This is a genomic window from Planctomycetota bacterium, assembly GCA_035384565.1.
In the GTDB taxonomy this organism is placed as follows: domain Bacteria; phylum Planctomycetota; class PUPC01; order DSUN01; family DSUN01; genus DAOOIT01.
The window spans coordinates 206,348-231,226 of record DAOOIT010000002.1 but is presented as its reverse complement, the minus strand read 5'-3'; the positions used below and the strand labels follow the sequence as shown (position 1 = coordinate 231,226).

At 71.6% G+C, this 24,879-nt stretch carries 20 protein-coding genes; 4 read left to right on the top strand and 16 right to left on the bottom strand.

Annotation, left to right across the window (positions count from 1 at the left end; genetic code table 11):
• The first annotated feature begins 368 nt into the window (after positions 1–368).
• Entirely contained in the window at positions 369–1,115 is a 747-nt protein-coding gene (locus PLE19_01685) for a matrixin family metalloprotease (protein ID HPD13631.1), read from the top strand.
• 3 nt (positions 1,116–1,118) lie between these two features.
• On the opposite strand, the gene PLE19_01680 is transcribed toward PLE19_01685, so the two are convergent.
• The 16 genes from PLE19_01680 to PLE19_01605 all read right to left on the bottom strand — a co-directional run bounded on the left by PLE19_01680 (position 1,119) and on the right by PLE19_01605 (position 21,681).
• Complete coding sequence (locus PLE19_01680) at positions 1,119–1,928, bottom strand: serine protease (GenBank protein ID HPD13630.1); 810 nt, start codon at positions 1,926–1,928, stop codon at positions 1,119–1,121.
• A gap of 26 nt (positions 1,929–1,954) precedes the next feature.
• Positions 1,955–6,730: a DUF4091 domain-containing protein gene (locus tag PLE19_01675; GenBank protein ID HPD13629.1), complete on the bottom strand. Its 4,776-nt coding sequence runs from the start codon at positions 6,728–6,730 to the stop codon at positions 1,955–1,957.
• A 7-nt stretch (positions 6,731–6,737) separates the two neighbouring features.
• A complete protein-coding gene (locus PLE19_01670) occupies positions 6,738–7,148 on the bottom strand; it encodes a hypothetical protein (GenBank protein HPD13628.1) in 411 nt (136 codons plus the stop codon).
• Positions 7,145–8,089 (bottom strand): hypothetical protein, encoded by a 945-nt coding sequence (locus tag PLE19_01665; protein ID HPD13627.1) that lies wholly within the window; start codon positions 8,087–8,089, stop codon positions 7,145–7,147. The genes PLE19_01670 and PLE19_01665 overlap by 4 nt, the downstream gene beginning before the upstream one ends.
• Positions 8,082–9,485: a radical SAM protein gene (locus tag PLE19_01660; protein ID HPD13626.1), complete on the bottom strand. Its 1,404-nt coding sequence runs from the start codon at positions 9,483–9,485 to the stop codon at positions 8,082–8,084. The genes PLE19_01665 and PLE19_01660 overlap by 8 nt, the downstream gene beginning before the upstream one ends.
• A gap of 4 nt (positions 9,486–9,489) precedes the next feature.
• Complete coding sequence (locus PLE19_01655; GenBank protein ID HPD13625.1) at positions 9,490–10,875, bottom strand: radical SAM protein; 1,386 nt, start codon at positions 10,873–10,875, stop codon at positions 9,490–9,492.
• Between the two features lie 52 nt (positions 10,876–10,927).
• Complete coding sequence (locus tag PLE19_01650; GenBank protein HPD13624.1) at positions 10,928–12,145, bottom strand: hypothetical protein; 1,218 nt, start codon at positions 12,143–12,145, stop codon at positions 10,928–10,930.
• A gap of 305 nt (positions 12,146–12,450) precedes the next feature.
• Positions 12,451–13,491: a glycosyltransferase gene (locus PLE19_01645; GenBank protein ID HPD13623.1), complete on the bottom strand. Its 1,041-nt coding sequence runs from the start codon at positions 13,489–13,491 to the stop codon at positions 12,451–12,453.
• Positions 13,492–13,498: 7 nt separating this feature from the next.
• On the bottom strand, positions 13,499–14,332 hold the full coding sequence (locus tag PLE19_01640) for a formyltransferase family protein (GenBank protein HPD13622.1): 834 nt from the start codon (positions 14,330–14,332) through the stop codon (positions 13,499–13,501).
• Between the two features lie 2 nt (positions 14,333–14,334).
• Positions 14,335–15,285 (bottom strand): polysaccharide deacetylase family protein, encoded by a 951-nt coding sequence (locus PLE19_01635; GenBank protein HPD13621.1) that lies wholly within the window; start codon positions 15,283–15,285, stop codon positions 14,335–14,337.
• 8 nt (positions 15,286–15,293) lie between these two features.
• Positions 15,294–16,361, bottom strand: a complete 1,068-nt coding sequence (locus PLE19_01630; GenBank protein ID HPD13620.1) for a radical SAM/SPASM domain-containing protein — start codon at positions 16,359–16,361, stop codon at positions 15,294–15,296.
• A 25-nt stretch (positions 16,362–16,386) separates the two neighbouring features.
• Positions 16,387–17,364, bottom strand: coding sequence for a glycosyltransferase (locus tag PLE19_01625; GenBank protein ID HPD13619.1), 978 nt, complete (start codon positions 17,362–17,364; stop codon positions 16,387–16,389).
• Positions 17,357–18,445, bottom strand: coding sequence for a polysaccharide deacetylase family protein (locus tag PLE19_01620; protein ID HPD13618.1), 1,089 nt, complete (start codon positions 18,443–18,445; stop codon positions 17,357–17,359). Before PLE19_01620 ends, PLE19_01625 begins: the two co-directional genes overlap by 8 nt.
• A complete protein-coding gene (locus PLE19_01615) occupies positions 18,430–19,476 on the bottom strand; it encodes a polysaccharide deacetylase family protein (GenBank protein ID HPD13617.1) in 1,047 nt (348 codons plus the stop codon). Before PLE19_01615 ends, PLE19_01620 begins: the two co-directional genes overlap by 16 nt.
• Positions 19,476–20,645 carry a glycosyltransferase family 4 protein gene (locus PLE19_01610; protein ID HPD13616.1) on the bottom strand — a complete coding sequence of 390 codons (1,170 nt, stop codon included), beginning with the start codon at positions 20,643–20,645 and terminating at the stop codon, positions 19,476–19,478. The genes PLE19_01615 and PLE19_01610 overlap by 1 nt, the downstream gene beginning before the upstream one ends.
• Before the next feature lie 22 nt (positions 20,646–20,667).
• Complete coding sequence (locus PLE19_01605) at positions 20,668–21,681, bottom strand: GNAT family N-acetyltransferase (protein HPD13615.1); 1,014 nt, start codon at positions 21,679–21,681, stop codon at positions 20,668–20,670.
• 262 nt (positions 21,682–21,943) lie between these two features.
• Here PLE19_01605 and PLE19_01600 point away from each other — a divergent pair, with 262 nt between their 5' ends.
• Genes PLE19_01600 through PLE19_01590 form a run of 3 tightly spaced genes read left to right on the top strand, consistent with a single transcriptional unit; the run spans position 21,944 to position 24,831 of the window.
• Complete coding sequence (locus PLE19_01600; GenBank protein ID HPD13614.1) at positions 21,944–22,861, top strand: acyltransferase; 918 nt, start codon at positions 21,944–21,946, stop codon at positions 22,859–22,861.
• A 4-nt stretch (positions 22,862–22,865) separates the two neighbouring features.
• Positions 22,866–24,593: an HAD-IIIC family phosphatase gene (locus tag PLE19_01595; GenBank protein HPD13613.1), complete on the top strand. Its 1,728-nt coding sequence runs from the start codon at positions 22,866–22,868 to the stop codon at positions 24,591–24,593.
• Positions 24,586–24,831, top strand: coding sequence for an acyl carrier protein (locus PLE19_01590; protein HPD13612.1), 246 nt, complete (start codon positions 24,586–24,588; stop codon positions 24,829–24,831). The genes PLE19_01595 and PLE19_01590 overlap by 8 nt, the downstream gene beginning before the upstream one ends.
• The last annotated feature ends 48 nt before the right edge of the window (positions 24,832–24,879 follow it).

Sequence of the window (24,879 nt, the reverse complement as noted above, 5' to 3'; positions counted from 1 at the left end):
CAGGGCTCCCTTCGGTCGCCCTGGGCTACGGCTCAAACGCCCCCCTTCGGGGGCTGAATCCCGGCCCCCGGAAGATGTGGGCGAAGAGTAGGGCAACGCCCTGGGTTCAGCGGGATCCACGGGGCCAGCCCTGGAAGGGCGAGATGGAAGCTCTCCATTCCGCCCTCTCAGGGTTACCGCGGGGGCAATCTGGTTCCCAGGGCGCTGCCCTGGGCTATCCTATTTCGCTCCTTCGGAGCTCCCGCAGCCACCTACAACTCCGCCCCGCACCCATTCTCCCGGAATACCCTTGCGCGCAGGCGAGCCAAGCGCTACTATGCCAGGAGACTTGGGGGACCTGTTACTTCCGTGTAGCGAAGGAGGGTGCCATGGGCAGATTGCGTCAGACACTGGCGCTGGTCGGGGTCGCAGGTCTGCTCGTCGCCGTCGCCGTGGCCGACGCGGGCGGCCGAAGCGACGACACGGACCGCGTGCTCGCCAAGATCACCTTCATCCACTTCCGCCAGGCTCCGGCGAAGCCGCCGAAGCCGGGCGGCGGCAAGCCACCGCGAAGCGACGGTTACTACACCTACCTCGCCAACGGTTGCCGCTGGAGGACGCCCGAGCCTTTCGTCGTCAATCCGTTCAACGGCGAGGGCCTGCCGCCCGACTTCGTCGAGCAGGCCATCTCGGCCGGCATGTTCGAGTGGGAGCGCTATGGCGGCGAGGCCATCTACGGCGCTCTCCGCCTCGATGGCTACGCGGCATTCAATGACGACTATGCCGACGGCGTCAATGCGTTTGCCTTCGGCACGTTGGACCCCGAGATCATCGCCATCACGGTGGTCTGGGGCTATTTCAGCGGGCCGCCGCAGACGCGCGAGATCGTCGAGGCCGACATGCTCTTCAACGATGCCTTCTTCCAGTGGGGAGATGGAGGTGCGAATCCGCTTCTGATGGATCTCCAGAACATCGCCACCCACGAGCTGGGCCACGTGGCCGGCATGGGCGACCTCTACATCGCCGACGCCTTCCAGGAGACGATGTACGGCTACTCCTTCGAGGGCGACACCGCGAAACGCGACCTCTACAACGGCGACATAGCGGGGATCAAGAAGCTCTACGGCGTCAAGTAGCCTTCACCGGGTCGGCACCGGCGCGAGGCCGGGCCGGGCCTTCAAGCCCTCGTCGAGCATGGGCTTGACCAGGTGGATGGGCATGGCATAGCTGATGCCGCTGGCGATGACCTTCTCCTTCGTCTTGCGGATGAAGGCGCTGTTGAGGATGCCCAGCACCTGGCCGGTGCGGGGGTCGAACAGCGGGCCGCCGCTGTGCCCCGGGTTGGCCACGGCGTCGAGCTGGAAGACGTTGAACGGGTTGCGCAGCGCCTCCCGGGTCTCGGCGTCCAGGTCCTGGCTGCGGGTGACGGGGATGGCGATGGGGCTGATGCTGCTGATGATCCCCGCGCAGGTGGAGGGGTGGAGGCCGAGGAAGAGGCCGAAGGGAAAGCCGCTGAGCGCGATGGCCTGCCCCTCGCGCACGCGCAGGGAGTCGCCGAGTTCGAGGGGCACGTACTGCCCGCCCTTGACGACGAGCAGCGCGGCATCGTGGCGGGCGTCGGTGGCGACCACGGCGGCGGGGTGGCCCTCGCGGTCGGCGTCGCTGGGCAGGAAGACGCGCAGGTCGCCCAGGCGCTTCTTCTCGGCGACCGCCTCGAGCACGTGGTTGGCGGTGACGAAGTGCCCTTTGTCGCTGATGAAGAAGCCGGAACCGAGGAACTCGAGCGACGGGTGGTTGGCGGGGTTGTAGGTGCCTACCGCGCCGATGCCGCACCGCACGCGTGCGACGATGTCGGGGAAGCTGGGCGACGCCTCCTGGCCGGGCGCGACGCCGGCCCGCGCGCCGGCGGCCAGCCCCAGGAGAGCCACGAGAGTGCGCGCGATCGGCATGGCACAACGCTCCTGGCAGCAAAGGGTCAGGGCGCGGGGGCGCCGCGGATGAGCTCGACCCGCTCGACCGGCGGCGCGGCAACCTGGTTCGCCCGGTCCGTCACCCGCACGAGGATGCGCAGCCTGGCGCCCGCGAGGCGGGGCCAGCCGGGGTCCGGCACGTCGTAGATCCAGCTCCCGTCCTCCTGGCGAGTCATGTCCTCGAACCCGTCCGGCTGGGCGGCGCCCACGGCGTAGTCAATCTGCGGGCGCACCAGCGGCAGCAGGCCGTCGGTGCCGGGGCCTTCGAGGCGCACGGCGACCCGATACGGCCCGCCGGCGCCCTGCCCCGGCGGGGCCGTGGGCAGCCACACCACCCTGGGCGCAGGCCGCGCTGCGGCCGTGGCCAGAGCGCTCCGCGGCCCTACCACGGCGTCGCCGCGGCACGCGCGCACGAAGTAATGATACGGCACTCCGTCGGCCACCGAGCGGTCGGCGTAGCGCAGGCCCTCGAGAGGCCGGGCCGTCAGGCGCACGAACTCGCCCTTCGGGTCGCGGCCACGGAACACGTGGTAGGCCGTGGCCTTGGCGTCGGGGCTGGGCGTCCAGACGAGGTCGATCTGGCCGCCGGCCGGCTGCGCCGTGAGCTGCGCGGGAGGGGCCGGAAGATCGCGGGCCGCGTCCACCTCGGCCCACCAGGCGGCTTCGACGCGCTCGAGTTCGCGCGCGGCCCGGGCGCGGAGCGCGAGGAGCGTGGCCACGTCGCGGCAGGGGGTCGCAAAGGTGCCGATGCTGGCGGGCACCTCGGCCAGCAGCCGCTCCGCGGCCGCGAGCACGGCGGCCTGCCCCTGGGCGTTCCGCTCGCGGAGCTGGCGCGCCCGGTCCCACAGCAGGCGAAGGCAGGTGTAGTCCTCAATGCCGTCGCGCAGGGCCACGAGGCGCAGCGAGCCGCGCGGGGCGGCCGCCACGTCGGCGCCGGCCGCGGCCGGGGCCGGGGGGTAGAGGAGGACGCCGTCGCCCAGCGACTCGCCCACCTCGCCCTGCCACCGTGCCACGCCGCGCAGGACGAGGGCGCGGATGCCGTGCTGCCAGGCCAGCCAGGGCAGCAGGCGCGCGTGGGCGAGCGGGCTGCTGAGGAGCAGGCTGGGGAGGGCCGACTCGGGCGAGGCGGCCACGAGTTCCCAGCCTTCGCGCCGCGCGGTGCGCGAGAGGCGCACGTCCACGTCGTCGTCGTGGGGCCGGCGGGGCGGGTCCGCGCCCAGGGGCCGCCGCCACACGTGAGTCACCAGGTCGCCGGGCGGCTCGCCGTCGCCCCCCGCGACCAGCAGGAGCTCCGGGTGCTCGGCGGCCAGCGCGCGGGCGAAGCCCACCAGGCGCGCCAGCTCGCCGTCGTCGCGCGCGGCGAGCGGCAGCAAGAGCGCCCCGCGGCGGCCGCGGCCCTGCTCCAGCATCCGGCCGGCGAGGCGCGCCGCGCGCTCCACCCCGGCGTCGCGGGCGCCGGGGCTCACCGACGCTGCCTCGCTCAACACCACCAGCTCTTCGAATGGAGAGGTGTCGAGGAGAAAGCCCACCTCGTCCAGATCGGTTGCCTCATCGCCGCCGAGCAGCGGAATGGGGCACAGGCCGTAGCGAAGAAGGAAGGCGTAGAAGGCGCGGCGGCTGGCGGCCGGCACGGTGGGGCCGAAGCCGCCGCGCTGGCAGATGGCGCGTGCGTCCAGCGGGGCCAGCACGGCCAGCGGCCGGCCCTCGAGGGCGACGCCCCAGACGCGCAGCCGCAGGCTCACCTGCAACGGCTCCAGGCCCTGCGGCCGGATGGCCACGTGGCCCGCGTAGTACCCGGGCGACAGGTCGCGCGGCACCTCCGCGGTGAGCAGCACGCAGCGGAGGCCGCCGGGCTCGAGGTCGAACGGCTCGAAGGGCCGCAGCGGATCGGGCTGCCAGCCGGCCTGCTCGGGCGTGAGTGTGGGGCGCGGCCTCACCTCCACCTCGTCCACCAGCTCCACCGACACGGGCACCCCGGGGCCGCCGCCCTCCTCGGGCACCAGCGCGGGGGCCTCCACGCGGACAGCCTCCAGCTTGTCCCAGAGCGCCGCGACGGCGATCTGCACGCTCTCGGCCTCGCCGCCGGCGGCGGCAAACTCCCAGGAGCCGGCGAGCGAGGGGGCCAGCCGCAGGGCGGGATGGCGCGCCGAGGCGCGCTGCGTGGGGGCGAGCGCGGTGACGATGAATCGCGGGTCGGGGACGCCGAAGGTGGGCCCGGCGGCGGCCTGCCAGGCGAGGCGGCGGCACTCTTCGGCGAGCGTGGCCAGGTCGCGCTCGGCGGCCTGGAGTTCCTCGGCAGCCAGCGGCGCCGCCCCGGCGGCGAGCCGCGCCTGCCAGGCCTCCAGGCGCGTCTCCGCGTCGCGGGCGCGCGAGCGCGCCGAAGGCGGCACCCCCCGACGCCGCGTGGTCTCGCGCAAGGCATCGAGCAGCGCCTTCGCCTCGCGGCCGGCCGCCGCCTGGCGGCTTGACGCCGTGGGGTCGTACACGACGACATCGGTGATGTAGAAACGCGAGAGAGGCCCTTGGCGCGCGCCGATCCATTCGATCGCCTGGACCTCCGCGGGCGGACGAAGGCCGCCCGACTCGCCGCGCACGGGCAGGAAATCGCCCGCGAGCGACAGGTCGAACTGCGCCCACTGCTTCTCCGGCAGCTCGCGGGTGGCCTGGCATGGGACCGGGTTGTCGGCGCGGCGCGCGACCAGTGTCAGCCGGCTGCACGCCGTGGCGTAGCATCGGAAGAACAGGCGCGTGCCCTCGCCCAGCGGCGTGCGGCTGAGGAACTCGATGCGCAAGTCCTCGTCCCCCAACACGGGGCCGCGGTCGCCGATGATGCTCACGGGGATGCCGCGCCACTGGCGTGAGGGCTGCTTGAAGGTCTCGACGTGGATGGCCTTGACGCTGCTGCCGAGGCCGATGCGCTCGAGGTCGGCGCCTGTGTCGCCTTTCGCCGGCGCGGCGGGCGTGGCAGTTGTGGGCTTCGGCGGCTCGGGCTTGACGGGCCGCGACGGCGATGCCACCCGCACGGGCGCCTCGCCCGGCAGCCGCGGCGGCGCCAGGCCCGCGCGGACCAGGACGTGGACAGGGTTGGTGTAGAAGCACAGACGCGAGCCGTCCTCGAGATGCCGCCAGCCGCGGGCGCGGGCGTAGAAGCCCAGCCCCCCGTTCCGATCCTCGGCCGGCGGGAGGAGATGCTCGATCCGTCGCGCCCCGCGAACGCCCCGGAAGCTGGCCACGACCGCCGGCTCGCCGCCGAAGTTCGAGATCAGTTCGACCATCTCCAGCACGTTGGGGCGCCCGGCGAAATCCGTCGGCGGCACGTCCAGCGCCAGCTCCACCCGCACCAGGTCGCCGGGGGCCACACGGGCCACTTCGCCCATGCGCGCGGGGCGCTCGAGCGTGGGAGCCGCCACTGCGAAGTCCAGCCCGCGCACGATGCCGCCCTCGTCGGCCCACACGCAGCCGCGGCGCAAGCCCTCCAGGACATCGGCCGCCTCGCGCCCCCGGCTCCACACGTGGGTGCGCGCGAACTCGCCCGGCCCGAACTGCCGCGAAGAGTCCTCGAACCCCGAGGCCGCGGCCGCGCCCCCGAGGCGGAAGCCGCCGTCCAGAAACCTGTCCCACACGCCGCCCACCGTCGTCACGCGGGCGTCCCACTGGCTCTTCGCCTCACGCGCCGAGAGCCGTTCGCTGCCAAAGAGGCCCAAGAAACCCACAAACAGCTCGTTCGCGCGCCGCCAGGAGAACAGCGTGGGCCAGGCGCTCCCGCCCACCTCAGTGGGGCAGGCAAGCACCACGGGCGCCACGTTCCCGGCGCTGCCGTGGGCCTTGAGCCACTGGAGCGCAGCCTCGGACGAGGCGCCGCTGCCCGGGCCGAACTGCGCGGCGAATGACGCGAGCACGGCGCTCTCATCGGGCCGCGGCGGCACGATCACCAGGGCCGGCACGGCCCCCCGCGACGAGGGGGCGTCCCACATCCGCCCCGCGAAGATGGCGAGGTCGGGGTTCTTCGCCCGCGCCTCGGCCAGCGCCCCGGCGGCCAGGGCATCGGCCAGCACGGCCACGAAGCCGCAGCCGCTGGCCTTCGCCCGGGCGACCACTTCAGCAACGGCCGGCGACCGCGCTCCCAGGTCGCCCGAGAGCCATTGGCCCTCGCGATCCCACGTCGCATGCACCACGCCGAGCCTCTGGCCGACTGCGATGCCCATGCGCCGCGCAACCAGTTGCGCCCAGAGCCGTGCCTCCACAGGCTCGGCGCCGGCCCCAGGCCCCCGAACCGGCTTCAGGGACGCGACCAGCCAGGCCGTGGCCGCCCCGGCCAGCAGCAGCGGCGCAAGCCCCACCAGGGGCGCGAGCGGCCGATAGCCCGCCGCGGCCCGTCGCACGCGGGCGAGCGCCTCCTCCGCCTCCGGCTGCCGCGGGAGGCCCCAACGAATGTAGGCCGCATAGCCGCCTGCCGCGGCGAGGTACATCAGCACCACGGCCTGGAACGCCACACGCGAGGCCGCCCGGGTGTAGAGGGCCGGCTGCGTGTCGAGCCACCCGTGCAGGAAGAAGGCGTTGGACCACGGCGGGTGCGCGCGATGCGACGCGGCCAGGCCCTCCAGGCCATGCGTCAGATGCCCGGCGCGCGCCAGCGCATCGGGCACCAGCGCAAGGCCGCCGCACAGGCTCATCGCCAGCGGCAGCCACACGAGCCAGCGCCGGCGCGCCGCGGCCATCGGCAGGCCCAGCAGCGCCCCCGCTCCCATACCCACCGCGAAATGCACCTCGGGCATGGGCATCGCGCAATCAACCCCCAGAATGGGCCTGCCGCCCCGCGCGGCGCGTCCTGGCCTTCGAGGGCGGCGGCGAGGGCCCCTCACGCTCCCAGCGCACCATGTCCGCTGCCGCATGATACCGCGCGAGGAACACCACATAGGCCAGCAGCATCAGGTTCGTGAGGCCAAGCACGAAGAAGAGAGCGGTGACTTCATCCGCCGCCAGCCAGGGATGCAGCCACGCATAGCCGAAGAACAGATTGGCCAGCGGATGGGCCGTGTGCGGCATGCCCAGCAGCAGCGGCCCCTCGGCCCAGCAGCCGCACGCGAGCACGAAAGGCGGAAGCCACACGAGCCAGCGGCGCCGGAGGGCCACGGCCACGCCGCCCAGTGCGGCGCCGCACAGCATCCCGACCAGGAAGTGGCTCGCCGCGCCCATCATGCCGCGGTCTCCCTTGCCCTTCGCGCCGCCTCGGTAAGCGTGAGCGAGGCCCAGCCGCGTTCGCGCGCGTGCACCAGCACCCGCTCGAGGCGTGCGTAATAGGCGTCCGACGCGGCCTGTGAGCCCACGGCCGCGCTCGTGCCCGGCCAGAGCTCGTTCGAGTGCACCGTCATCACGGCCGGGATGCCGAGCCGGGCCGTCCGCTCGCAGACGGCCAGGAGGTCGCGCTCCGAGGCCGCCGCGGGGCGGAATCGCACGATCTCGGCAAGCCCACACGCCCGCAGCGCGCCCCGCACGCGCCCGGGCAGGCGGACGTACGCACCGTACAGCGCCCTGGGAAAGGGCCGGCGGAAGACGCTGGTCAGCGGCACCTCGATCAGCGCGCCGCACCGCGCGGGGTCAAAAACATAGGGAGCAAAGGGCACCCCGATGTAGGGATACGTCTGGCCCACTTTCTCGAGAGGGCCGAGGCTGGAGTCGGCCTCCACGCCCAGTTCGCCCAGCGCGGCCGCCAGGGCCGGCGTGAGGCCGAAGAAGCCCGAGCGGAACGACGTGGGCCGGCGCCCCGTCGCCTCCGCGACACGGTCGAGGAGGTTCACGAGCTTGGCCCGCAGGCGCTCGGGGGCCACGTCGCCCGGGCGCAGCGTGTGGTTCCCGCGCTCGCCGTCGGCGATGGGAGGCACTTCCTCAGGGTGCAGGTGGGCGCCAAACTCTGTCTCGACGCCCCAGGCGCGGGCCGCGTCCGCACAGCGGGCCTCGCACGCGGCCGAGTACGTGAGCAGGTAGGTCGGCCTCACCCCGTGGCGGCGGCACAGCTCGTGGAACCGCCCCAGCCCCTCCAGAGAGCGGTAGGCTCCGGTGCGGCCGACCACCGAGGGGTCGTCCGGCTCGACCGACACGGTGAGGATGAGCGTCCTGGCCCACCGGCACATCTCACCCATCCCTCCCCTCCCCCACGCACTCGTTCTCGGCCGGGAACAGCGCCCGTCGCACGCGGCCCGTGACGCGGCGGGTGAGCCGCCAGGCGTCGCGGGGCGAGCGCACGCGCCGGAGCTGGCGCCAGAAGACCCGCAGGCGGTTGTCGCGCGCGTAGGCGAACTCGCGCTGGAGTTCGCGGAAGCGCGCCTCGAGTTCGGCCTCCGTCATGTCGGCCAGCGGGTACGAGGCCCGGTCGGTGCGGATCGCCTCGAAGTCGAGCGGCACGCCCCTGGCCTTGAGTTCATTGTAGATCGCGCAGCCCGGAAGCGGCGCGAAAATCTTCCAGATCGTGCGCTCGGCGCCCAGCTCGCGGGCCAGCGCGTGGCTCGCCTCGATGTCGGCCCGCGTCTCGATGGGCGCGCCGAGCATGAAGTACGCGATGACGCGAATGCCTGCGCGCTTCGTGGCCGCTACGGCGCGGCGCGTGTCGGCAACGGTGTGGTCCTTGCCGTAGTACTCGAGCACGTGGTCGCGGCCCGACTCGGCGCCGTAGCAGAGCGCGAAGCAGCCTGCCCGCTTCATGGCGGCGAGCAACTCGTCGTCCACCCGGTCGGGCCGGGCGTTGGCGATCCAGTGGAAGCGCAGCCGCCGGCGCTGCACGGCCTCGCAGAAGGCCAGCACCCACTCGCGACGGATGGTGAACGTGCTGTCGCGGAAGAACACTCCGTCGGCCCCGCGCCGCAGAAGCGCCGCAATCTCGTCGGCGACGTGCTGGGGCGAGGGTTGTATGTACTTGCCGGGCACCGAGCAGAACCGGCAGCGGAACGGGCAGCCGCGCGAGGCGATCACCGATGCGCAGCGGTAGCCGTACTGGTAGGTGAAGCTGCCCGCATCCAAATAGTAGTCCAGGTCGTAGAAGGCGTGCGGGCTGGGCAGGAGATCGAGGTCGGCGATGCGCTCGCGGGGCGGGCCGAACTCGACGCGGTCGCCCGAGCGCCAGGCGAGTCCCGGCAGGCCATCGGCCGGCTGGCCGGCGTCGAGGAGCGCGCAGAGCTCCGCGAGGGTCTCCTCGCCCTCGCCGATGCACAGGAAGTCAATGACCGGGTGGTCGCGGAGCGTCTGCTCGGGCTCCATCGTAGCGTGGAAACCGCCGAGGATGATGCGGGCCTGGGGGGCGAGCTGGTGCGCCCGCTCGGCCAGGCGGCCTGCGTCGCGGATGCTCGGCGTGAGGGCCGTGAGGCCAATGAGGTCGGGCCGGGATTCGACGAGCAGGCGCTCCCATTCCCGCCGCTGGGCCGGCTCCTGGAGGTCCACGATGCGCGCGGCGTGGCCGCGCTCGGCCACGTAGGCGGCCAGGTAGCCGAGGCTCAGCGGCGGATAGGCGCCGCCGGTGTCGGGTTGGATGAGCGTCACGCGCATGGCCTCACTCCCCTTTGGCCAGGCCGAGGCGCGTGGCCACCCTGCGGCCCAGGAAGCGCACATCCCGCCAGGAGCGGGTCGCGCTGAGAACCTCGAGGCGGCGCCGCCAGACCTCGCCTTGGGTGGCCTTCCTCTGGAACTCGGCGACGAGTTGGTGATGGATCGCCTCGAGTTCCTGCGGGGTCATGTCGCCGACGGGGATCGTGGCGCGGCTGAAGACGAAGTTCTCGAAGTCCGGGCGGTAGCCGCGCTCGACGAAGTCGTCGTAGAGCGGCGCCCCTGGCAGGGGCGTGTAGATGAACCAGTAGGTGTACTTTGCGCCCAGTTCGTGCGCGAGCTTGCGGCTTTCCTCGATGTCGGCGCGCGTCTCCACGGGCGCTCCGATCATGAAGTAGGCGGCCGTGGCGATGCCGTGCTTGCGGCAGAGGGCGAACGCCTCGCGGGTCTGCTCGACGGTCACCCCCTTGTCGTAGTAGTCGAGCACGCGCTGGCTGCCGCTCTCGACGCCGAAGTAGAGGGCCTCGAGGCCCGCCTCGGCCATCAGGCCGAGCTGCTCGTCGGTCAGCGTGTCCACCCGGCTGTTGCACAGCCAGCGCATCTTCACCCCCGCGCGCCGCTTGGCCTCGCAGAACTCGCGCACCCACTTCTTGTTGGCGTTGAACGTGCTGTCGCGGAAGTACACGCTTCGGGCGCCGCGGCGCGCGAGGTAGCGCATCTCGTCCACCACGCGCTCGGGCGACACCACGAGGCAGCGCTCGGACCAGAAGCGCTGCGACGCGCAGAACCGGCACCGGAACGGGCAGCCGCGCGAGACGATCGCGCTCGCGCACTTGAAGGTCCAGCGCCCCGTGTAGCCGCCGTAGTAGAGGTAGTGGTCGAGGTCGTAATGCTCGTGGGGCCAGGGCAGAGCGTCGAGGTCGCGCAGCCGCTCGCGCGGCGCGGTCATCACCAGCCCGCCTCCGCGCCGGAGCACGAGGCCCGGCACCTGCTCGAGGTCGCCGCCGCTCGCCACGGTCTCGACCAGCTCGTGGAGCGTCGCCTCGCCCTCCCCGATGACGCCGACGTCGAAGGCGGGATAGCCGCCCATCGTGCCCTCGGGCAGGAAGCTCACGTGGTAGCCGCCCAGCACGAGCGTGGCCTCGGGCGCGATCTCCTTGCACGCGCGGCCTATCTTGGCGGCGGCCGGCAGCGTGGGGGTCATGGCGGTGACGCCGACCACGCCCGGAGCGAAGGCCGCCAGCTCTTTCTGCCAGCTCTGGCGTTGGGCAGGAATCTGGAGGTCGAAGACACGCGCGTGGTGGCCCTTCGCGGCCAGGTACGCTGCCAGCGAGCCCAGGCTCAGGGGCGGGTAGTCGGAATCCATCGGCGGCTGGATGAGCGCGACGTTCATTCAAGAGCCTCTTGGCACGGGTTCCAGTCGGTGGCCCTCGCCCGCCACTATTCTACCCTTGCGCCTGCTTTCCCGCCATTCTCAGCCTGGGCGCCGCGAGCCGCCACAGGTAGCCCGGGGCGGTCGAGAGGAATGGCCGGAGGTCGTCCCAAGCGAACACCGCCCACATCTTCTCGCCGGCGAGCGAGCGCAGCCACTGGCGGGTGGTCAGCTTGCCCTGGCGTCGGTAGAGCCTGAAAGCTGAAAGGTCGCGCTGTATCGAGACCCATTTCACGCCCGGGCGGCCTCTGAGCCGGGGCTCGACGGGCAGGCCCTGCGCGTCGCGCCAGGCCATGTGCGCCAGGTTCACGCCGCACCGGGCGCCCAGCGCGTCCCACAGGCCGAATCGCACGTTGAACTCGATGAGCTTGTAGGTGTTGTCGCGCGGGTCGAGCTTGAACTCCACGCCGCCGAGGCCGCGGTAGTTCACGGCCCGTAGCAGACGCAACGTGGCGTCGGTGAGGCGGGGGTCGTCTATGCTCTCCGCGAAGCTGGCCGAGCCGAAGCCGGGCGGGAGCACGCGGCGCTTGCGCCCGGCGAAGAGGCCCAGCGGCTCGCCCGAGCGCCCGACGTAGAAGCAGCAATACACCAGCCGCTCGTCTTCGCCGGGGATGACCTCCTGCACGATGACGGCGGGGTTGTGCGCCGCGATGCGGTCGTACTGGGCGAGCAGGTCCTCGGGCGTGGCGCACGGCACGACCTTGGTGCCGACGCCGAGCATCTCCACGATCGCCCTGGCCTTCCAGGCGTGGCTCTCGGCTGGCTTGAGGATGACGGGGAAGGCCAGCTCGCGCGCCGCGGCCTCCGCCCCCGCGCGGTCCGCGGGGATCACCGTGCGCGGCGCGGGGATGCCGTGCTCACGCGCCACCGCGTCCAGGCCGTCCTTCGTCAGCAGCTTGAGCACCGTGTCGTGGTCGGGCATGACGAAGTGGTAGTGCTGCAACAGAGCCTCGCGCTCGCGCGACAGCAGCACCACCGTCGGGTCGCCCGTGGGATAGAGCACGGGCTTCGAGGGCCTCGAGTGGCCGAATTGCACGAGGAAATCGAGGTACCGCGCCTCGTCGGCCTTGAGGTCGGGGGTGAGGACCGGCGTGCAGTAGCGCGAGTTCATGCCGAGGGCGTCGCGGTGCGGATCGAGGGCGAAGACGCGCACGCCCTCGCGGCCCAGCGCGCGCGCCAGCCCGAGGCCGAGGTAACTCATGTAGAGAACAACGGCCGGCGCCTCAGCCACCCTCGGTCCTCGCTCCCATGCCCCGCCTGCCATCCCCTGAAACCATGTCACCGCGAATCATGTCACAACCAGGCCGTCCGGTCAATTCCTCTCCCCGTCTCGCAGCCGGCCCCAGCGCCCTGCGGCTCCTTCGAATCGCCATTTGCCCATTCTCGACCTTCCGACCCAGACTCGCACGGGGTTCTCCGTTTCCCGACTCGAGAATCGCCGATTCTCGCCATTCCGGCTCAGAGTCGCGCAGACTCCCCAGAGTCGACCGCTCTTGCGCGCGACACCGCCGACGCGGGAGCGTGGGCACGAGAACGTCACCTCTTATGCCGCTTCCTGGCCGCCACGCGGCGACGGCCTTTGAGGTGGCCCCAGATCGAGCCCAGCTCCTGCACGCTGTAGAAGAAGGGCTGCGACACACGCAGGCGGGTCTCGCGCCCGACCAGGAACTTCGCCGCCCGCCACACCAGGCCCGCCGCGTTGCGCCCGATGAAGCCCAGGTTCCGCCGCACGTAGCCCCGCAGGTGCGCCGCCACGCCGGGATCGAATTGCGCGTGGACGACGGCGTCGCAGGCGTACTTGGCGGCGTTGCGGAAGAACTCGCCCGCCGAGCCGCGCGCGACGTGCCAGATGACGGCCTCGGGCACGTACACGGTGCGCAGGCCGGTCGCCTCCTCGAACCGCTTGTGGTACTCGCGGTCGGCGCCCGACGTGTAGGTTTCGGCGTCGTAGCCGCCCACGGCCTCGATCACCTCGCGGCGGAAACAGTTGTTGCCGCCGCCCCACGGGCAGGCCCTGCCGAAGGCCCGCTCGGTGCGCTGCACGTACTTCTCGATGTTGAACGGGTCGTTGGCCGCGTAGAACTGCTGCGCCAGGGTGGCGCCGGGCTCGACGAAGGTGCGGCCGACGGCGCAGCCGGCCCCCGCTTCCCGCTCGAGCGCGGCCACGAGCTCACGCAGCCATGTCGGCTCGGCGAAGCAGTCGGCGTCAATGTTCGCCACGAGCGGCGCCTTGCACCAGTGCCAGGCGCGGTTGCGCGCGGCGGGCCAGCCGCGGCGCGGCTCGTCGAGCAAGGTCACACGACGGGAGGCGGCGGGAAACCGCGAGTCCGGTGAATCAGACGCATCAAGATGCCTGCTGCCAGATCCGCATGATTCGCGAGATTCGCGGTTGGCCCTGCCGCAATAGCGGCTGGCGATCTCCCGCGTGTCGTCGGTCGAGGCATTGTCCACGACGATCACCTCGAACGCCGGATACTCCTGCCCCAGCAGGGCCTCGAGGCAGCGCGCCAGGGTGTCGCGCGCGTTGTAGGCGGCGACGACCACGGAGACGAAGGGCTTCGCTGATTCCTCGGCCATGGACCACCTACTGGGGCAGCACCTGCCCGACGGCGATCTGTTCGTCGCGGCCGCGGCACGAGCGGAGAAACTCCGGGAGCCGACGGCGAAAGAGCGCCCAGTCTGTAAGCCCGAGATTCGAGCGGTAGGCGCTCGGCAGCGTCGCTGGCTGCGGCACGGGCTCGAGCCCGGCCTCCAGCGCGCGAATGCCTCCGGCGATGAGCCGAGCAGCCAGGAGCGAAAGCCTCGCCCGGACGGCGGCCCACGCGTCGTCCGCCTCCACCCGCGGCCGGGCCTGCGCCACGAGCGGCCCGGTGTCGAGGCCCGCGTCCATCATGTGCAGCGTGACGCCGAGCCAGAGGGGCCTGCGCTCGCGGACGGCCCACTCGGGCGACGCGATGCCGCGGATCGCCGGCAGGATGCCGTGGTGGATGTGGAGCATCCCCAGCGGCGCGGCCTGGAACACTTGCGGCCGGGTGATCCCGGGCCCCGCCTGGTACAGCAGGTCGGGCCGGAAGGCGCGAATGGCCGCGACCTCCCGCTCGCTGTTCACCAGGCCGCCATCGGCCGTCGGCACGCCTTCCGCCGGGTCGCCTTCGAGCTCGCGGCTCAACAACGCGTCTACGGCCTTGTAGATGCGCGGCCGGACGATTGCCGAGACGGGCACGCCGCCCAGGAAGTTGAGCGCGTGCAGAAGGCCGTGCTCGCGCGCCCGGCGCGCGAGGCGGCGGAGGCGCCGCTTTCCCGCGGGGAGGGCCTGCACGTTCACGATCCCCACCAGGTCGGCGGAGCGGCGCACGGCGTCCAGGAACAGCCGTTGCTGGGCATCCAGCGTGTGGGTGGCGATCGCGACGACCCGCATGTTCACCTCCGCAGCAGCCGCCGGAGCGGTCCGAACACGTATCGCCGACGCCACGTGAGCCAGTAGCGCACCCCGTTCACATCCATTCGCCCGAGGCAGGCCCGGGGATAGGCGAATCGGTCGCGACGGTCGTCGTGCAACTCGACCGCAAATCCGAAGTCGTAGTATCGCCGCGCCAGCTCGCGGGTGGTGCGCGTGTGCGAGCTGTCGGGGTACGACACCATCATCCGCTCGCGGCCGGTGAGCGCCGCAATGGTCTCGCGCGCGTGCAACAGCTCATGCTCCTGTTCCGCGGCGCTCAGCAGGGCCAGGTTCCTGTGCGAGAACCCGTGCGAGCCGAAGGCCACCAGCTCGTGGCGGCTCAGGAGCTTCACCTGGTCGGGGGTGAGAAAGGCCATGTCCTCGGGCAGTTCGTCCAGCCGCGGCGGCCGTCGGCCCACCGCTTCGCCGAGGCGGTCGAGGGCCGCTTGTCGGTCGGCTTCCTCGCTCAGGGTGATGAAGCGCGCCTTGAACGCCGCCTTCAGGGCCAGCGCGCCGGCGGTCGCCGAACAGTCGAACAGGCGACCCAGGTAGCGGATGGCCCGGCCCTGGGCGGCTCGCACCAGGTAGTCGGCGGCGATGTACCAGGGGACTACCCCCTCGCTCAGCGTGCCCGCGATGAGGAAGATGAGGCAGGGCACGCCATGGGCTTCGAGCACGGGCAGCGCGTTCTTCAGCAGCGGGCGTTGTCCGTCGTCGAACGTCAGCAGGCAGGGGGGCCGCGGGAGCGGGCGCGTGTCGCGCCCGTCGTAGATCGCCAGGAACTGCTCCGCCGAGACGAAGGTGAAGCGGGTCTTGAGGTAGTCCAGGTGCGCGGAGAGTTGCCCCGCGGTCGGGTGCTTGCCGGCGAAGGCATCGGCGGGGGCGTCGTCTGCCACGACCGAATGGTAGAGGATCACTCTGGGGTACCGCATCGCGGGGGTCACTCTCCGGGGCAGACCTTGCAGATGCTCATGCGGCCGCGGTGCCTGGCCATGTGGCGGCGGAAGGTGCGATACCGCGGGCTGTTCCACACCTTCAGCACGCCGTCGGCCACGTTGCCCATCGTGTAGACGCCCCGCGGGTCGCGGCAGCAGGGCACGATGGCGCCGTCGGCCAGCACCGTGAGCGTGCGCCACGGGGCGGTGCAGAAGGCCAGCTCTTCGCGCTTCCAGCGCCAGGCGTCGCCGTCTTGCACGTAGACGCGGAACTCCTCGTTCGTGGGGCAGAAGTCGGCGAAGGCCCGGCGCGTGTCGGGATCGTCCCAGTCGGCGACGTTGAAGCTCACGGGCTTGATGATGCGGCGGTCGGCGCCGAGCTCCGCGGCCAGCGCGCGGAAGCCGTCAATCTGGCTCTCGTTGTGCTTCATCACGAGGAACTGAAGCTCGACGAAGGGGTTGGTGCGGCCCAGCGTCGCCCGGGTGGCCAGCAGCCGCTTCGTGCCCTCGAGCACCCGGGTGAAGTCGCCGCGCTGGCGGTACTTCGCGTAGGTGTCGGCGTCGGTGGCGTCCACCGAGATGTAGATGCCGTCGAGGCCGCTCTCGACGAGCTGACGGCAGGCCGCTTCGTCGAGGAAGTGGCCGTTGGTGCCCAGCAGCACGCGGGCGCCGGCGGCCTTGGCCTCGGCGATCATCGCGGCCAGATCGCGATGCAGCATCGGCTCGCCGTAATTGGTCAGGTTCAGCTCCATCAGGTAGGGGCTGAGTTCGCGGATGCACTGGCGGTAGAGCTCGAGCGGCAGCGTGGCGGCCGGCCGGCCGAGCGTGCCGCGGCCGGTCGGGCACAGCGGGCAGCGCAGGTTGCAGGCGTTGGTGGGCTCGATCATCAGCGAGAACGGCTTGCCGAGCACGCGCGAGAGCCTGAGCCGCAACGACAGGTGGCACAAGCCGGCGTTGATGACTTTGCGCAGCGAGACTTCGCCGCTCCGCCACAGGTGCAGGCCGCGCCGGATCTTCCGCCAGAAGCTGTGGCGCAGGCTCGCGTCCAGACTCAGCCGCCTCTCGCCCGACATGGCTCTGGCCTCCGATGCGGCGGCGTCAGCCGCTGCGCCCTTGGTACTCCGCCAGAAGCCGCCCGGGCCGCCCCGAGCGGTCCCACGGCACCCACGGCGCCAGCCGTTTCCAGAGGCCCATCATGGGCCGTCGGGCCGCGCCCGGCAACAGGCTGGCCGCATAGCCCGCCAGAATGTGGGGGTCGAGCGGGCCGTTGCCGAACGCGGCGGCCAGGTAGCGGCGGGCGACGCGCGGTTCGCCGGCCCCGAGCCAGCTCAGGGCCTGGTTACGGTCCAACCGATGCAAGCCGCGGCGGCGCGCTGCGCGCAACTCGCGACCGTCGGATGGGGTGAGCGCCGTCTCCAGCGCGCGGCGCGCGCCGAGGTAGGCCTTCTCGGTCTGCTTCGTGAGCGCGGCGGCATGAACGCGGTGGCGCACCAGCACCCGCGGCACGGCCGCGAAGTCATAGTGCCGCGCGAGGCGGAGCCACAGATGCCAGTCCTCGGCCCAAACCATGTCCTCAGCGAAGCCGCCGCAGCGGTCGAAGCACTCGCGCCGCACGACGGCGGCCGATGTGGGGCAGTGGTTGCGGAACAGGAAGTCCCTGAACACGCGGCCCACGGGCTTGGGTGCCTGGACCGTCGGCAGGGGCGCGCCGGCCTCATCCATTCGTTCGGCGTGGCAGTAGACGAGGCCCACGCGGCCCTCGGCGTCGAAGAGCGGCACCTGGGCGGCCAGCTTGTCGGGCAGCCACAGGTCGTCGGCATCCACGAAGGCGATCAGGGCGCCGCGCGCCTCCCGGATGCCGCGGTTGCGCGCCGCCGAGGGCCCGGCATTGGCCTGGCTCACACAGCGCACGGGCGCTCCGAAGCCCTCGGCCAGCGCTCGCGTGCCATCGCTCGACCCGTCGTCCACGACCACCACCTCGAGGTCGCGATAGGTCTGGGCCAGCACCGACGCCACGGTCTCGCGGAGGTGCCGCTCGGCATTGTAGGCGGGGATGACGACGGTGACTTCAGGCATTGCCGCTCCCGCAACCTCCCGCAGGTTGGGAACCTGCGGGGTGTGTTCCTGCTGGGTGCCGGGCCAGGCGGCCCAGTTGCAGCCCAAAGACCGAGGCGGAGAAGGCGCTAAAGACTCCCCGATACCCGCCGGCCCAGACGCCCACGCGGCGAAGCCGGAACACGTCGTCGCCAGGGCGCACGGGGCCGCTCTCCGTGGTGAAGGCGGCCGAGTAGCCGGCCTCCTGAATGAGGTCCACGGCATCCTGGTTGCACTCGCCGCCGGGGCAGGCCACGAGCGACGGGCTCGCGCCCAGCTCGCGCTCGAGGGCCTGCTTCGACTGCTCGAGCTCTTCGAAGGCCCGCTCGGGCGGCACGCTGGCCAGGCGCGCGTGGGACACGGTGTGTGAGCCGACCTCCATGCCGGCGTCGCGCAGCGCGCGCACTTGGTCCCAGCTCATTGGTCTACAGGGCTCCGGGTCGGCCACGTCGGCCCCGAGAGCAGCCGCCACGCGCTCGACGAGCGTGTCGGTCTCCTCCGGCGTGAGCGAAATGCCGCGCAGGGCGGCGAGCAGGGCGTGCTCGAGCCGCGCGGCGTCTGCCGGGGCCAGCAGGTTCGCAGCAGCCAGCGCCTCAGCCATCGGCGGCGGCAGCCCCTCGAAGTCCAGCGGCCGGGCGCCCGCGGCGAGGGCCTGGCGAACGTAGTCGTGCAGACGGTCCCACCACAGGACCTTCTCGGTGCCGATCCAGCCCGTCGTGACGAAGAAGGTGGCCCGCAGCCCGTGGCGCTGAAGCAGCGGGAGGGCGCGGGAGGCGTTGTCCTCGTAGCCGTCGTCGAAGGTGATGGCGACGGCGTTCGGGGGCAGCGGCTCCCCGGCGGCCACGGCCGCGGCCATCTGGCCCGCCGTCAGCACGCGGGCGCGCGCGGCGAGAAAGCCGAGCTGCGCGTCGAACTCCGCGGCCGGCACCCCCAGGCCGCACTCGCCGATGCGGTGGTAGCGCAGCACCAGCCCACAGCCTCTGGGCACCGGGGGCCACAGGCGGGTGGCCCTTGCGGCGGCGGCAATGGCCTGGCGCGCGGCGCGTTTCACGAGGTCAGCCACCAGATGACTCCCATGATGAGCGCGGCCAGGGCCGCCACGGCGGCGGGCACGCCCAAGGCCATCGCTTTGCTTTTCCAGCCGGTGCCGAACCGCTCCCAGCTCCGCCGGTACGTCCTCACAAGGCCCGCCGTCGGGTCGAAATCCGGCCCCTCGAGCAGGGTGGGCTCGGCCTCGAGTCGCGCGACAAGCTGGCGGAATGTCGCGGCCTCGATGCCGCCGTGGGCAACAGCGTGCTCGAGGAATCGTTCGAACTTGCGCACCTCGCCCTCGTCGGGCCGGCACTCGGAGCCGTCGCGGCTCCAGCGCAGGAACGAGAAGCTGTGCATCAGCAGCGTCACCGCGGCCACGCCGGCCTCGGCCGCGCGGTCCACCACGAAACACAGCTCCGACAGCGAGTCGGCGTTGAGGTCGAAGTGCCGCCGCGGCGCCCATCCGCACAGGCGCACCTGGGCAAACGTGGTCACGGGCACCTCGGCCAGCGAGTGCAGGCGGCGTGGCACGTTGGGCTCGCGGCCGCCCTCGCCCAGCCCGTAGGCCCAGTGGCCGACGGCCACGGAGGAGTCGCAGCGGATGCCCAGCGAGGCGAGGGCCCGGAACGTGTCGGCGTTCGCGGCCAGGCCCCCGGCGCGGTGCGCCAGCGGCTCCGTGCCTGCCGCGCGGCGGAAGAGTTCGGCCGCTCGCTCGATCGCCGCGCGCTGCTCGGCGTAGCCGTAGGCCGTGAGGGCCTTGTGGACGAAGGGGCCGCCAAGCCAGATCGGGTGCACGTGCAGTTGCGCATCGTGGCCGCGGTCCTGCACCATCGTGCACACGCGGCGCACGTGGTCCTCGCCGTGATGGAGGGCCTCCAGGGTGTTCACGAAAAACGTCGCTCGCACGCCGTGGCGCTCGCAACAGTCCATGATCCGCTCGATCCCGTGCGTGCCGCCGGCGACGCGGCCGTAGACCCGTGTCTCGGGCGGGATGGGGCGCGCGCCGCCGAAGCTCGCCTCGGTGTCCACCGTCAGCAACAGCAGCGTCTTGCCTGCGCCCATTATTGCCGACCTCGGCTGCCGGCGGCGGAGCAAAGAGCCTCACCGTCGGCGACGGCCTGCTCGAACACGGCGCGGTACTCCTCGGCCGCGTGGCGCCAGGAGCGGCGGCTTCCCGCGGCGGCGATGGCCGAGCGGTCCCACGGCTGCGCGAGGGCTCGCTCGAGGGCCGCCACGAACGCCTCGGCCGACCCGGGTGGGAAGAGCACACCGTTCCGCTCCTCCTCGACCAGATCGGGGATAGCGCCGACATCCGTGGAGACGACTGGCGTCCCGCACGCCAGGGCTTCCAGAATAGCATTCGGGCAGCCCTCGTGGTAGCTGCCGAAGCAGAAGAAGTCTGCGGCCTGGTACCATAGCGGCATCTGCTGCTGCGACACGCGGCCGAGAAAGGTAACTCGATCCGCCACGCCGAGGTCGCGGGCCAGCCGTTCGAGCGCCGCACGGTAGTCGCCGGGCCCCGCGATGTAGAGGCTCGCGGGCCGCCGGAGGCGCGCGACGCCCGTGATGAGGTGCTGGAAGCCCTTGTCGGCCACCAGGCTGCCGGCCGAGAACAGCACGAGGCCTTCGGGGACCAGACCGAGCGCGTGTCGCGCGGCCTCGGGGTTGCCAGGCCGGAAGAGCGCGGTGTCCACCCCGTTGGGGATAACCGAGATGCTCTCGGCTCTCGGGCCAGCCTCGATCATCTTGTGTTTGTGCGCGCGGGAGAGCGCCACCAGCCGCGTGGCGCCGCGCAGGGCTCGCCGGGCGAAGCTCCGCACGGGCCAGCGGCGGAGGAACTCGTCCACGTCGCTTCCGCGCCCCGTCACAACCACCGGCTTGCGGAGTCGCTGCCCCAGTCGCACAGCCGCGAAGCCGTCGGGGTACAGCCAGTGGGCATCTATCACGTCAAAGTCGAAGTCGGGCAGTTGCCGGGCGACCACCCGGCCGACCCGCTCCGCGTAGCGATAGCCGTCCAGCAGCACGCCCAGCTTCGGCAGACGGTGCCACCGAGGGCGCAGCACGTCCACTCCTTCGTAGGAGTCGCTCTCCGGCAGGTCGCCGCGCGTGGTGAGCGCCACGACCTTCACCGAACACGTCTTCGCCAGCTCCACGGTGCGGCGATGGGTGGAGAGACCGATCGTCTCATTCTGAGCGTGCGGGTAGAGGCTGGCGACGACGAGGACGTTCAACGGGCGCATTCTCCACGGCGGCTCATCGCCTGCGGAAGCTCCTGCCCACTTCTTCGCGGATGGCCAGGGCCAGCCGCAGCGGGAGAGGAAGGTCGTTTCGGTAGATGTGAAAGTAGGGCGTCTGCACGGCGCCGAACTTGCGGAAGGAGCCCTCGACGCTCTGGACCATCGAGCCCTCGAAGTCGAAGCGGTCTGTGTGCTTCGCGACGAAGGCGATGGCGTCGCGCACGAGCAGCGTGGCCGAGTCGCTGCCGCGGTGCTCGGGGTCAATGGTGCTGATGAGGTAGTAGGCCGACTTGCGGTCGAAGACCACGAAGATGGCCGAGTGGATGCGGCCTCCGGCGTCCACGGCGAACCACGTCCTGCCCGCGCCGCGTTCGGCCGTGGCGCGGTGGAGGCGCTCGAAGAGCTCATAGCTGTAGTTGATCGCCTGACCCTGCTTGCGCAGGCTGGCGGCGTGATGGTTGTAGAACTCGCGCGGCGGCAGGTCTGCCCGCACCTCGACCAGCTTCTCGGCCTTCTTGACGTTCTTGCGCTTCGAGTGGGCGAAGCTGGCGAAGATGCGCTCGGGGTCGCCCAGGCCCTCGATGACGTAGGTGTAGCGGGTGGTCTGGCGGTAGCCGGCCCAGTAGAAGGGCAGCCAGTTGGTGAGGCTCGGGTGGCAGAGGATGTTGGTGTGTGCCGCGCGGGGGATGGCGGCGATGAGGGCCGCCAGGGTCTCCATTTCGTTCGAGAGCCGCCTCTCGTAGTTCTCGCTGGTGGGCGGGGCGAGGAGTGGCCCGAGGGTCTGGGTGAGCTGGGGCATGTGGATGGTGCGGAAGCCCCACTTGCGATGGTAAGCCAGCGGCAGGCCCGCGGCGATCTGGCCGCCACGCCGCAGCACCAGAATCTCGAATTGCCCGGGCGCCACGGCCTTCAGCCACCACGAGCGGCAGAAGAGGCAGCCCTGGGGCGAGGTGTCTACGAAGCGGTCCCACTCGTCCAGCGGGTCGCGCGGCCCCAGAACGGCCACATCCCCCTCGGGTGCGCTCGACATCCGGATCGGTCCCTCGGCAGATGGGGCGGAAGGCGCCAGGTTCCCGGATAATTATAGGGCACAAACAGCCCGGGCGCAACCCGACCGCCCCGGAGCCGCCTGCGCCGCTATGTACAGGCCATTTCTGTGCTTGCGGCAAGAGGCCGGTTGACTCGCGCCGGGGGCTGTGGTAAACTCCTCACGCACCGGGCATCTCATCGTGACCTCGCTCTCCCACGGGCGAGCCGGACGCTTCAGCCCCCGGCATGAGACGAAGACTCCCGTGAGAAAGCTCCTGCTCCTCCTCCAACTCCTATCGCCGCCGTGGCTCAAGAAGGCGCTGTTGCGCTGGGGCTGGGGCGCGCGGGTGGGGCGTGGGGTGCGCATCGGCTGGTTCAGCGTGGTCTCGGGCAAGCGCGTGGAGCTGGGCGATTACTGCCACATTCTTTCGTTCTCGCAGGTGCGTTGCGGCGAGGTGCACGTGGGCGCCTACTCGGTGATCGGCAACGGCGTGCACATCTACGGGCCGGCCTGCTTCCGCATGGGGCGCCACTCGATCGTCGGCTCGGAGTCGCAGATCAACGTTTGGGAGGACGTGCGGATCGGCGACCTGTCGGCCCTCGGCTCGCGCTGCATCCTCGTCACCCACGGCGTCTGGCTGCCCTACACCGAGGGCTACTGGGTGAAGTTCGCGGGCGTCGCCATCGGCGACCGCGTGTGGATCGCCTCGGGCGTCTTCATCCAGCCGGGGATTCGCATCGGCAACGAGGTTTTTGTCAACGCCATGTCGGTCGTCAAGAAGGACTTGCCCGACGGCACCGTGGCCGAGGGCTATCCCGCTCGCCCCGTGGCGAAGATGGCCGACTTGAAACGCGCGATGACTCCCGAGCGGCTGAGTGCCGCGGTCGAGACGATGCTGCGGCACTTCGGCGATGCGGTGCTCGCGCGGGAATGGGGCCTCGCGGTGGATGCCTCCACGCCGGGCCGCCTGAGCTTCCGCCGCAAGGGGCGCGAGTGCGTTGTCACGCAGGGGCCCGCCGCGGACTCCGGGCCCCGCATCGAGATTCGGGATCCGAAGGGCCTCCAGGCAACCATTGACCTGGCCACCTTGCGCACGCCACTGCCGCGCGACCCGCTCCACGCCGCCCTCGTGCAGTTCCTCCGCGGCTACTATGGCCTGAACCTGGAATACGAAGACTGAAGCGATGAAACTCCTCGAGGCGTTGCAGGCACTCAAGAAGGCGCCGGCGGATGGCGAACCGTTCGTTGTGGCGCTCGCTTGCGGCTTCGAGCCGCTGCACCTCGAGACGTTTCTCGCCGCGCACCTTCAGCGGGCGATGCCCGCGCGGCGCGTGGCGGTGCGCGCCGGCCTCTACGGCGACCTGGCGGGGAATGTGGCGCGGCTGGCTCACGCTGGAGCCGCTGCGGCGGCTGTCGCCATCGAGTGGGCCGACCTCGACCCACGCCTCGGCCTGCGCAACCGGGGCGGCTGGGACCCCGCCGGCCTGCCGCACGTGCTCGAGTCCGTGCGCATGCGCCTCAGCCAGATCGAGGCGGCACTGAGCGACGCGGCGCTGCCCCCTGTAGCTCTGTGCCTGCCCACGCTGCCTCTGCCGCCCGCCGATTGCGTGCCCGGGTGGCAGGCGGGGCACCTGGCCCTCGAGCTTCACGCCCTGGTCGCCGGCATCGCGGCGCGCGTGGCGAGGGGCGGGGTGCGTGTGGTGGACGCGCAGCGCCTCGCGGAGGTCTCCCCCCCCGCCCAGCGTCTCGATGTGCGCGCCGAGCTGCGTTCAGGTTTCCCCTACGCCCTCCCACACGCCTCGGCCGTGGCCGAGTTGTTCGCCCGCCTCCTCTGCCCGCCCGCGCCGAAGAAGGGGCTGATCACCGACCTCGATGACACGCTCTGGCGCGGCATCCTGGGCGAGGCGGGCGTCGCGGGGGTTGCCTGGGATCTCGATCATCACAGCCAGACCCACGCGCTCTATCAGCAGCTCCTCCACTCGCTCGCCGCAGCGGGCGTGCTCCTCGCCGTCGCGTCCAAGAACGACCCGGACCTGGTCGAGCAGGCCCTGGCGCGCGAGGACCTGCTGCTGCCCCGCGACTGCCTCTTCCCCGTCGAGGCGAACTGGGGGCAGAAGTCGGCCTCGGTCGCCCGAATCCTCCGCCAGTGGAACATCGGCGCCGATAGCGTGGTCTTCGTGGACGACAGCCCGATGGAGCTGGCGGAGGTGAAGGCCGCGCACCCCGGGGTCGAGTGCGTGCTCTACCCGACCGAGGACGATGCGGCCGCGGTGGCCCTTCTCAGCCGCCTGCGCGACCTGTTCGGCAAGGAGACGATCACCGAAGAGGACGGCCTGCGGCTCGCCAGCCTGCGCCGCCACGCGGCGATTTCGGATCTCGCATTCCGGGTTTCGGATTTGAATGATTTCCTTCGCCAGGCCGAGGCGGAGCTGGCGGTGGACTTCCGCAAGGAGCCCTCCGACCCGCGCGCGCTGGAACTTGTCAACAAGACCAACCAGTTCAACCTGAACGGAGTCCGCTTGACCGAGGGCGAGTGGCGGGCGCGGCTGGTGCGGCCCGGGGCCTTCTTGCTCGTGGCCGGCTACCGCGACAAGTATGGCCCGCTCGGCAAGATCGCGGCCGTGGCCGGCCGCGCCGAGGAGGGTGTCTTGCGCATCGAAACGTGGGTGATGAGCTGCCGCGCCTTCGGCCGCCGCATCGAGCACGGGTGTCTGGCCGCGCTGTTCGAGCGATTCGGGGCGGCCGAGGCCATCTTCGATTTCCAGCCCACGCCGCGCAACGGCCCGCTCCAGGCGTTCCTGGGCGAGTTGCTGGGCGCCCCGCCGGGGCCGGCGGCCCGCCTCACCCGCGAGCGTTTCGCTCAGGCCTGTCCTCCGCTGTTCCACCGCGTTCGAGAAGTGACGCATGACTGACGACCTGCGCGCCCGCCTCATCGAGTGCTTCGCCGCCGTGTTCCCCGAGCTGAGCGAGCCCGAAATCCCCCGCGCCAGCCCCGAGTCGGTGGCCGAGTGGGACTCGCTCCGCGCGGTGCGGCTCCTTGCGACCATCGAGGAGACATTCGACTGTGTCGTGGCTCCCACAGAGCTGGACGAGATGGTATCCTTCGAACGGATCCTGCGCTATCTGGAGGGGAAGCGGCGCTCGAGCTGAGCCTCGGGGGGGCCGGGGATAGTGCACAACGGCGTTGCAGGAGTTGGC

What these genes read in the sequence shown, in the direction of transcription:
- PLE19_01590 (HPD13612.1), top strand. Translation starts at nt 24,586, where the DNA reads ATGACTGACGACCTGCGCGCCCGCCTCATCGAGTGCTTCGCCGCCGTG.
- PLE19_01615 (HPD13617.1), bottom strand. Translation starts at nt 19,476, where the DNA reads ATGGGCGCAGGCAAGACGCTGCTGTTGCTGACGGTGGACACCGAGGCG.
- PLE19_01625 (HPD13619.1), bottom strand. Translation starts at nt 17,364, where the DNA reads ATGCCTGAAGTCACCGTCGTCATCCCCGCCTACAATGCCGAGCGGCAC.
- PLE19_01655 (HPD13625.1), bottom strand. Translation starts at nt 10,875, where the DNA reads ATGAACGTCGCGCTCATCCAGCCGCCGATGGATTCCGACTACCCGCCC.
- PLE19_01630 (HPD13620.1), bottom strand. Translation starts at nt 16,361, where the DNA reads ATGTCGGGCGAGAGGCGGCTGAGTCTGGACGCGAGCCTGCGCCACAGC.
- PLE19_01660 (HPD13626.1), bottom strand. Translation starts at nt 9,485, where the DNA reads ATGCGCGTGACGCTCATCCAACCCGACACCGGCGGCGCCTATCCGCCG.
- PLE19_01685 (HPD13631.1), top strand. Translation starts at nt 369, where the DNA reads ATGGGCAGATTGCGTCAGACACTGGCGCTGGTCGGGGTCGCAGGTCTG.
- PLE19_01670 (HPD13628.1), bottom strand. Translation starts at nt 7,148, where the DNA reads ATGATGGGCGCGGCGAGCCACTTCCTGGTCGGGATGCTGTGCGGCGCC.
- PLE19_01680 (HPD13630.1), bottom strand. Translation starts at nt 1,928, where the DNA reads ATGCCGATCGCGCGCACTCTCGTGGCTCTCCTGGGGCTGGCCGCCGGC.
- PLE19_01665 (HPD13627.1), bottom strand. Translation starts at nt 8,089, where the DNA reads ATGGGTGAGATGTGCCGGTGGGCCAGGACGCTCATCCTCACCGTGTCG.
- PLE19_01595 (HPD13613.1), top strand. Translation starts at nt 22,866, where the DNA reads ATGAAACTCCTCGAGGCGTTGCAGGCACTCAAGAAGGCGCCGGCGGAT.
- PLE19_01635 (HPD13621.1), bottom strand. Translation starts at nt 15,285, where the DNA reads ATGCGGTACCCCAGAGTGATCCTCTACCATTCGGTCGTGGCAGACGAC.
- PLE19_01605 (HPD13615.1), bottom strand. Translation starts at nt 21,681, where the DNA reads ATGTCGAGCGCACCCGAGGGGGATGTGGCCGTTCTGGGGCCGCGCGAC.
- PLE19_01645 (HPD13623.1), bottom strand. Translation starts at nt 13,491, where the DNA reads ATGGCCGAGGAATCAGCGAAGCCCTTCGTCTCCGTGGTCGTCGCCGCC.
- PLE19_01640 (HPD13622.1), bottom strand. Translation starts at nt 14,332, where the DNA reads ATGCGGGTCGTCGCGATCGCCACCCACACGCTGGATGCCCAGCAACGG.
- PLE19_01675 (HPD13629.1), bottom strand. Translation starts at nt 6,730, where the DNA reads ATGCCCATGCCCGAGGTGCATTTCGCGGTGGGTATGGGAGCGGGGGCG.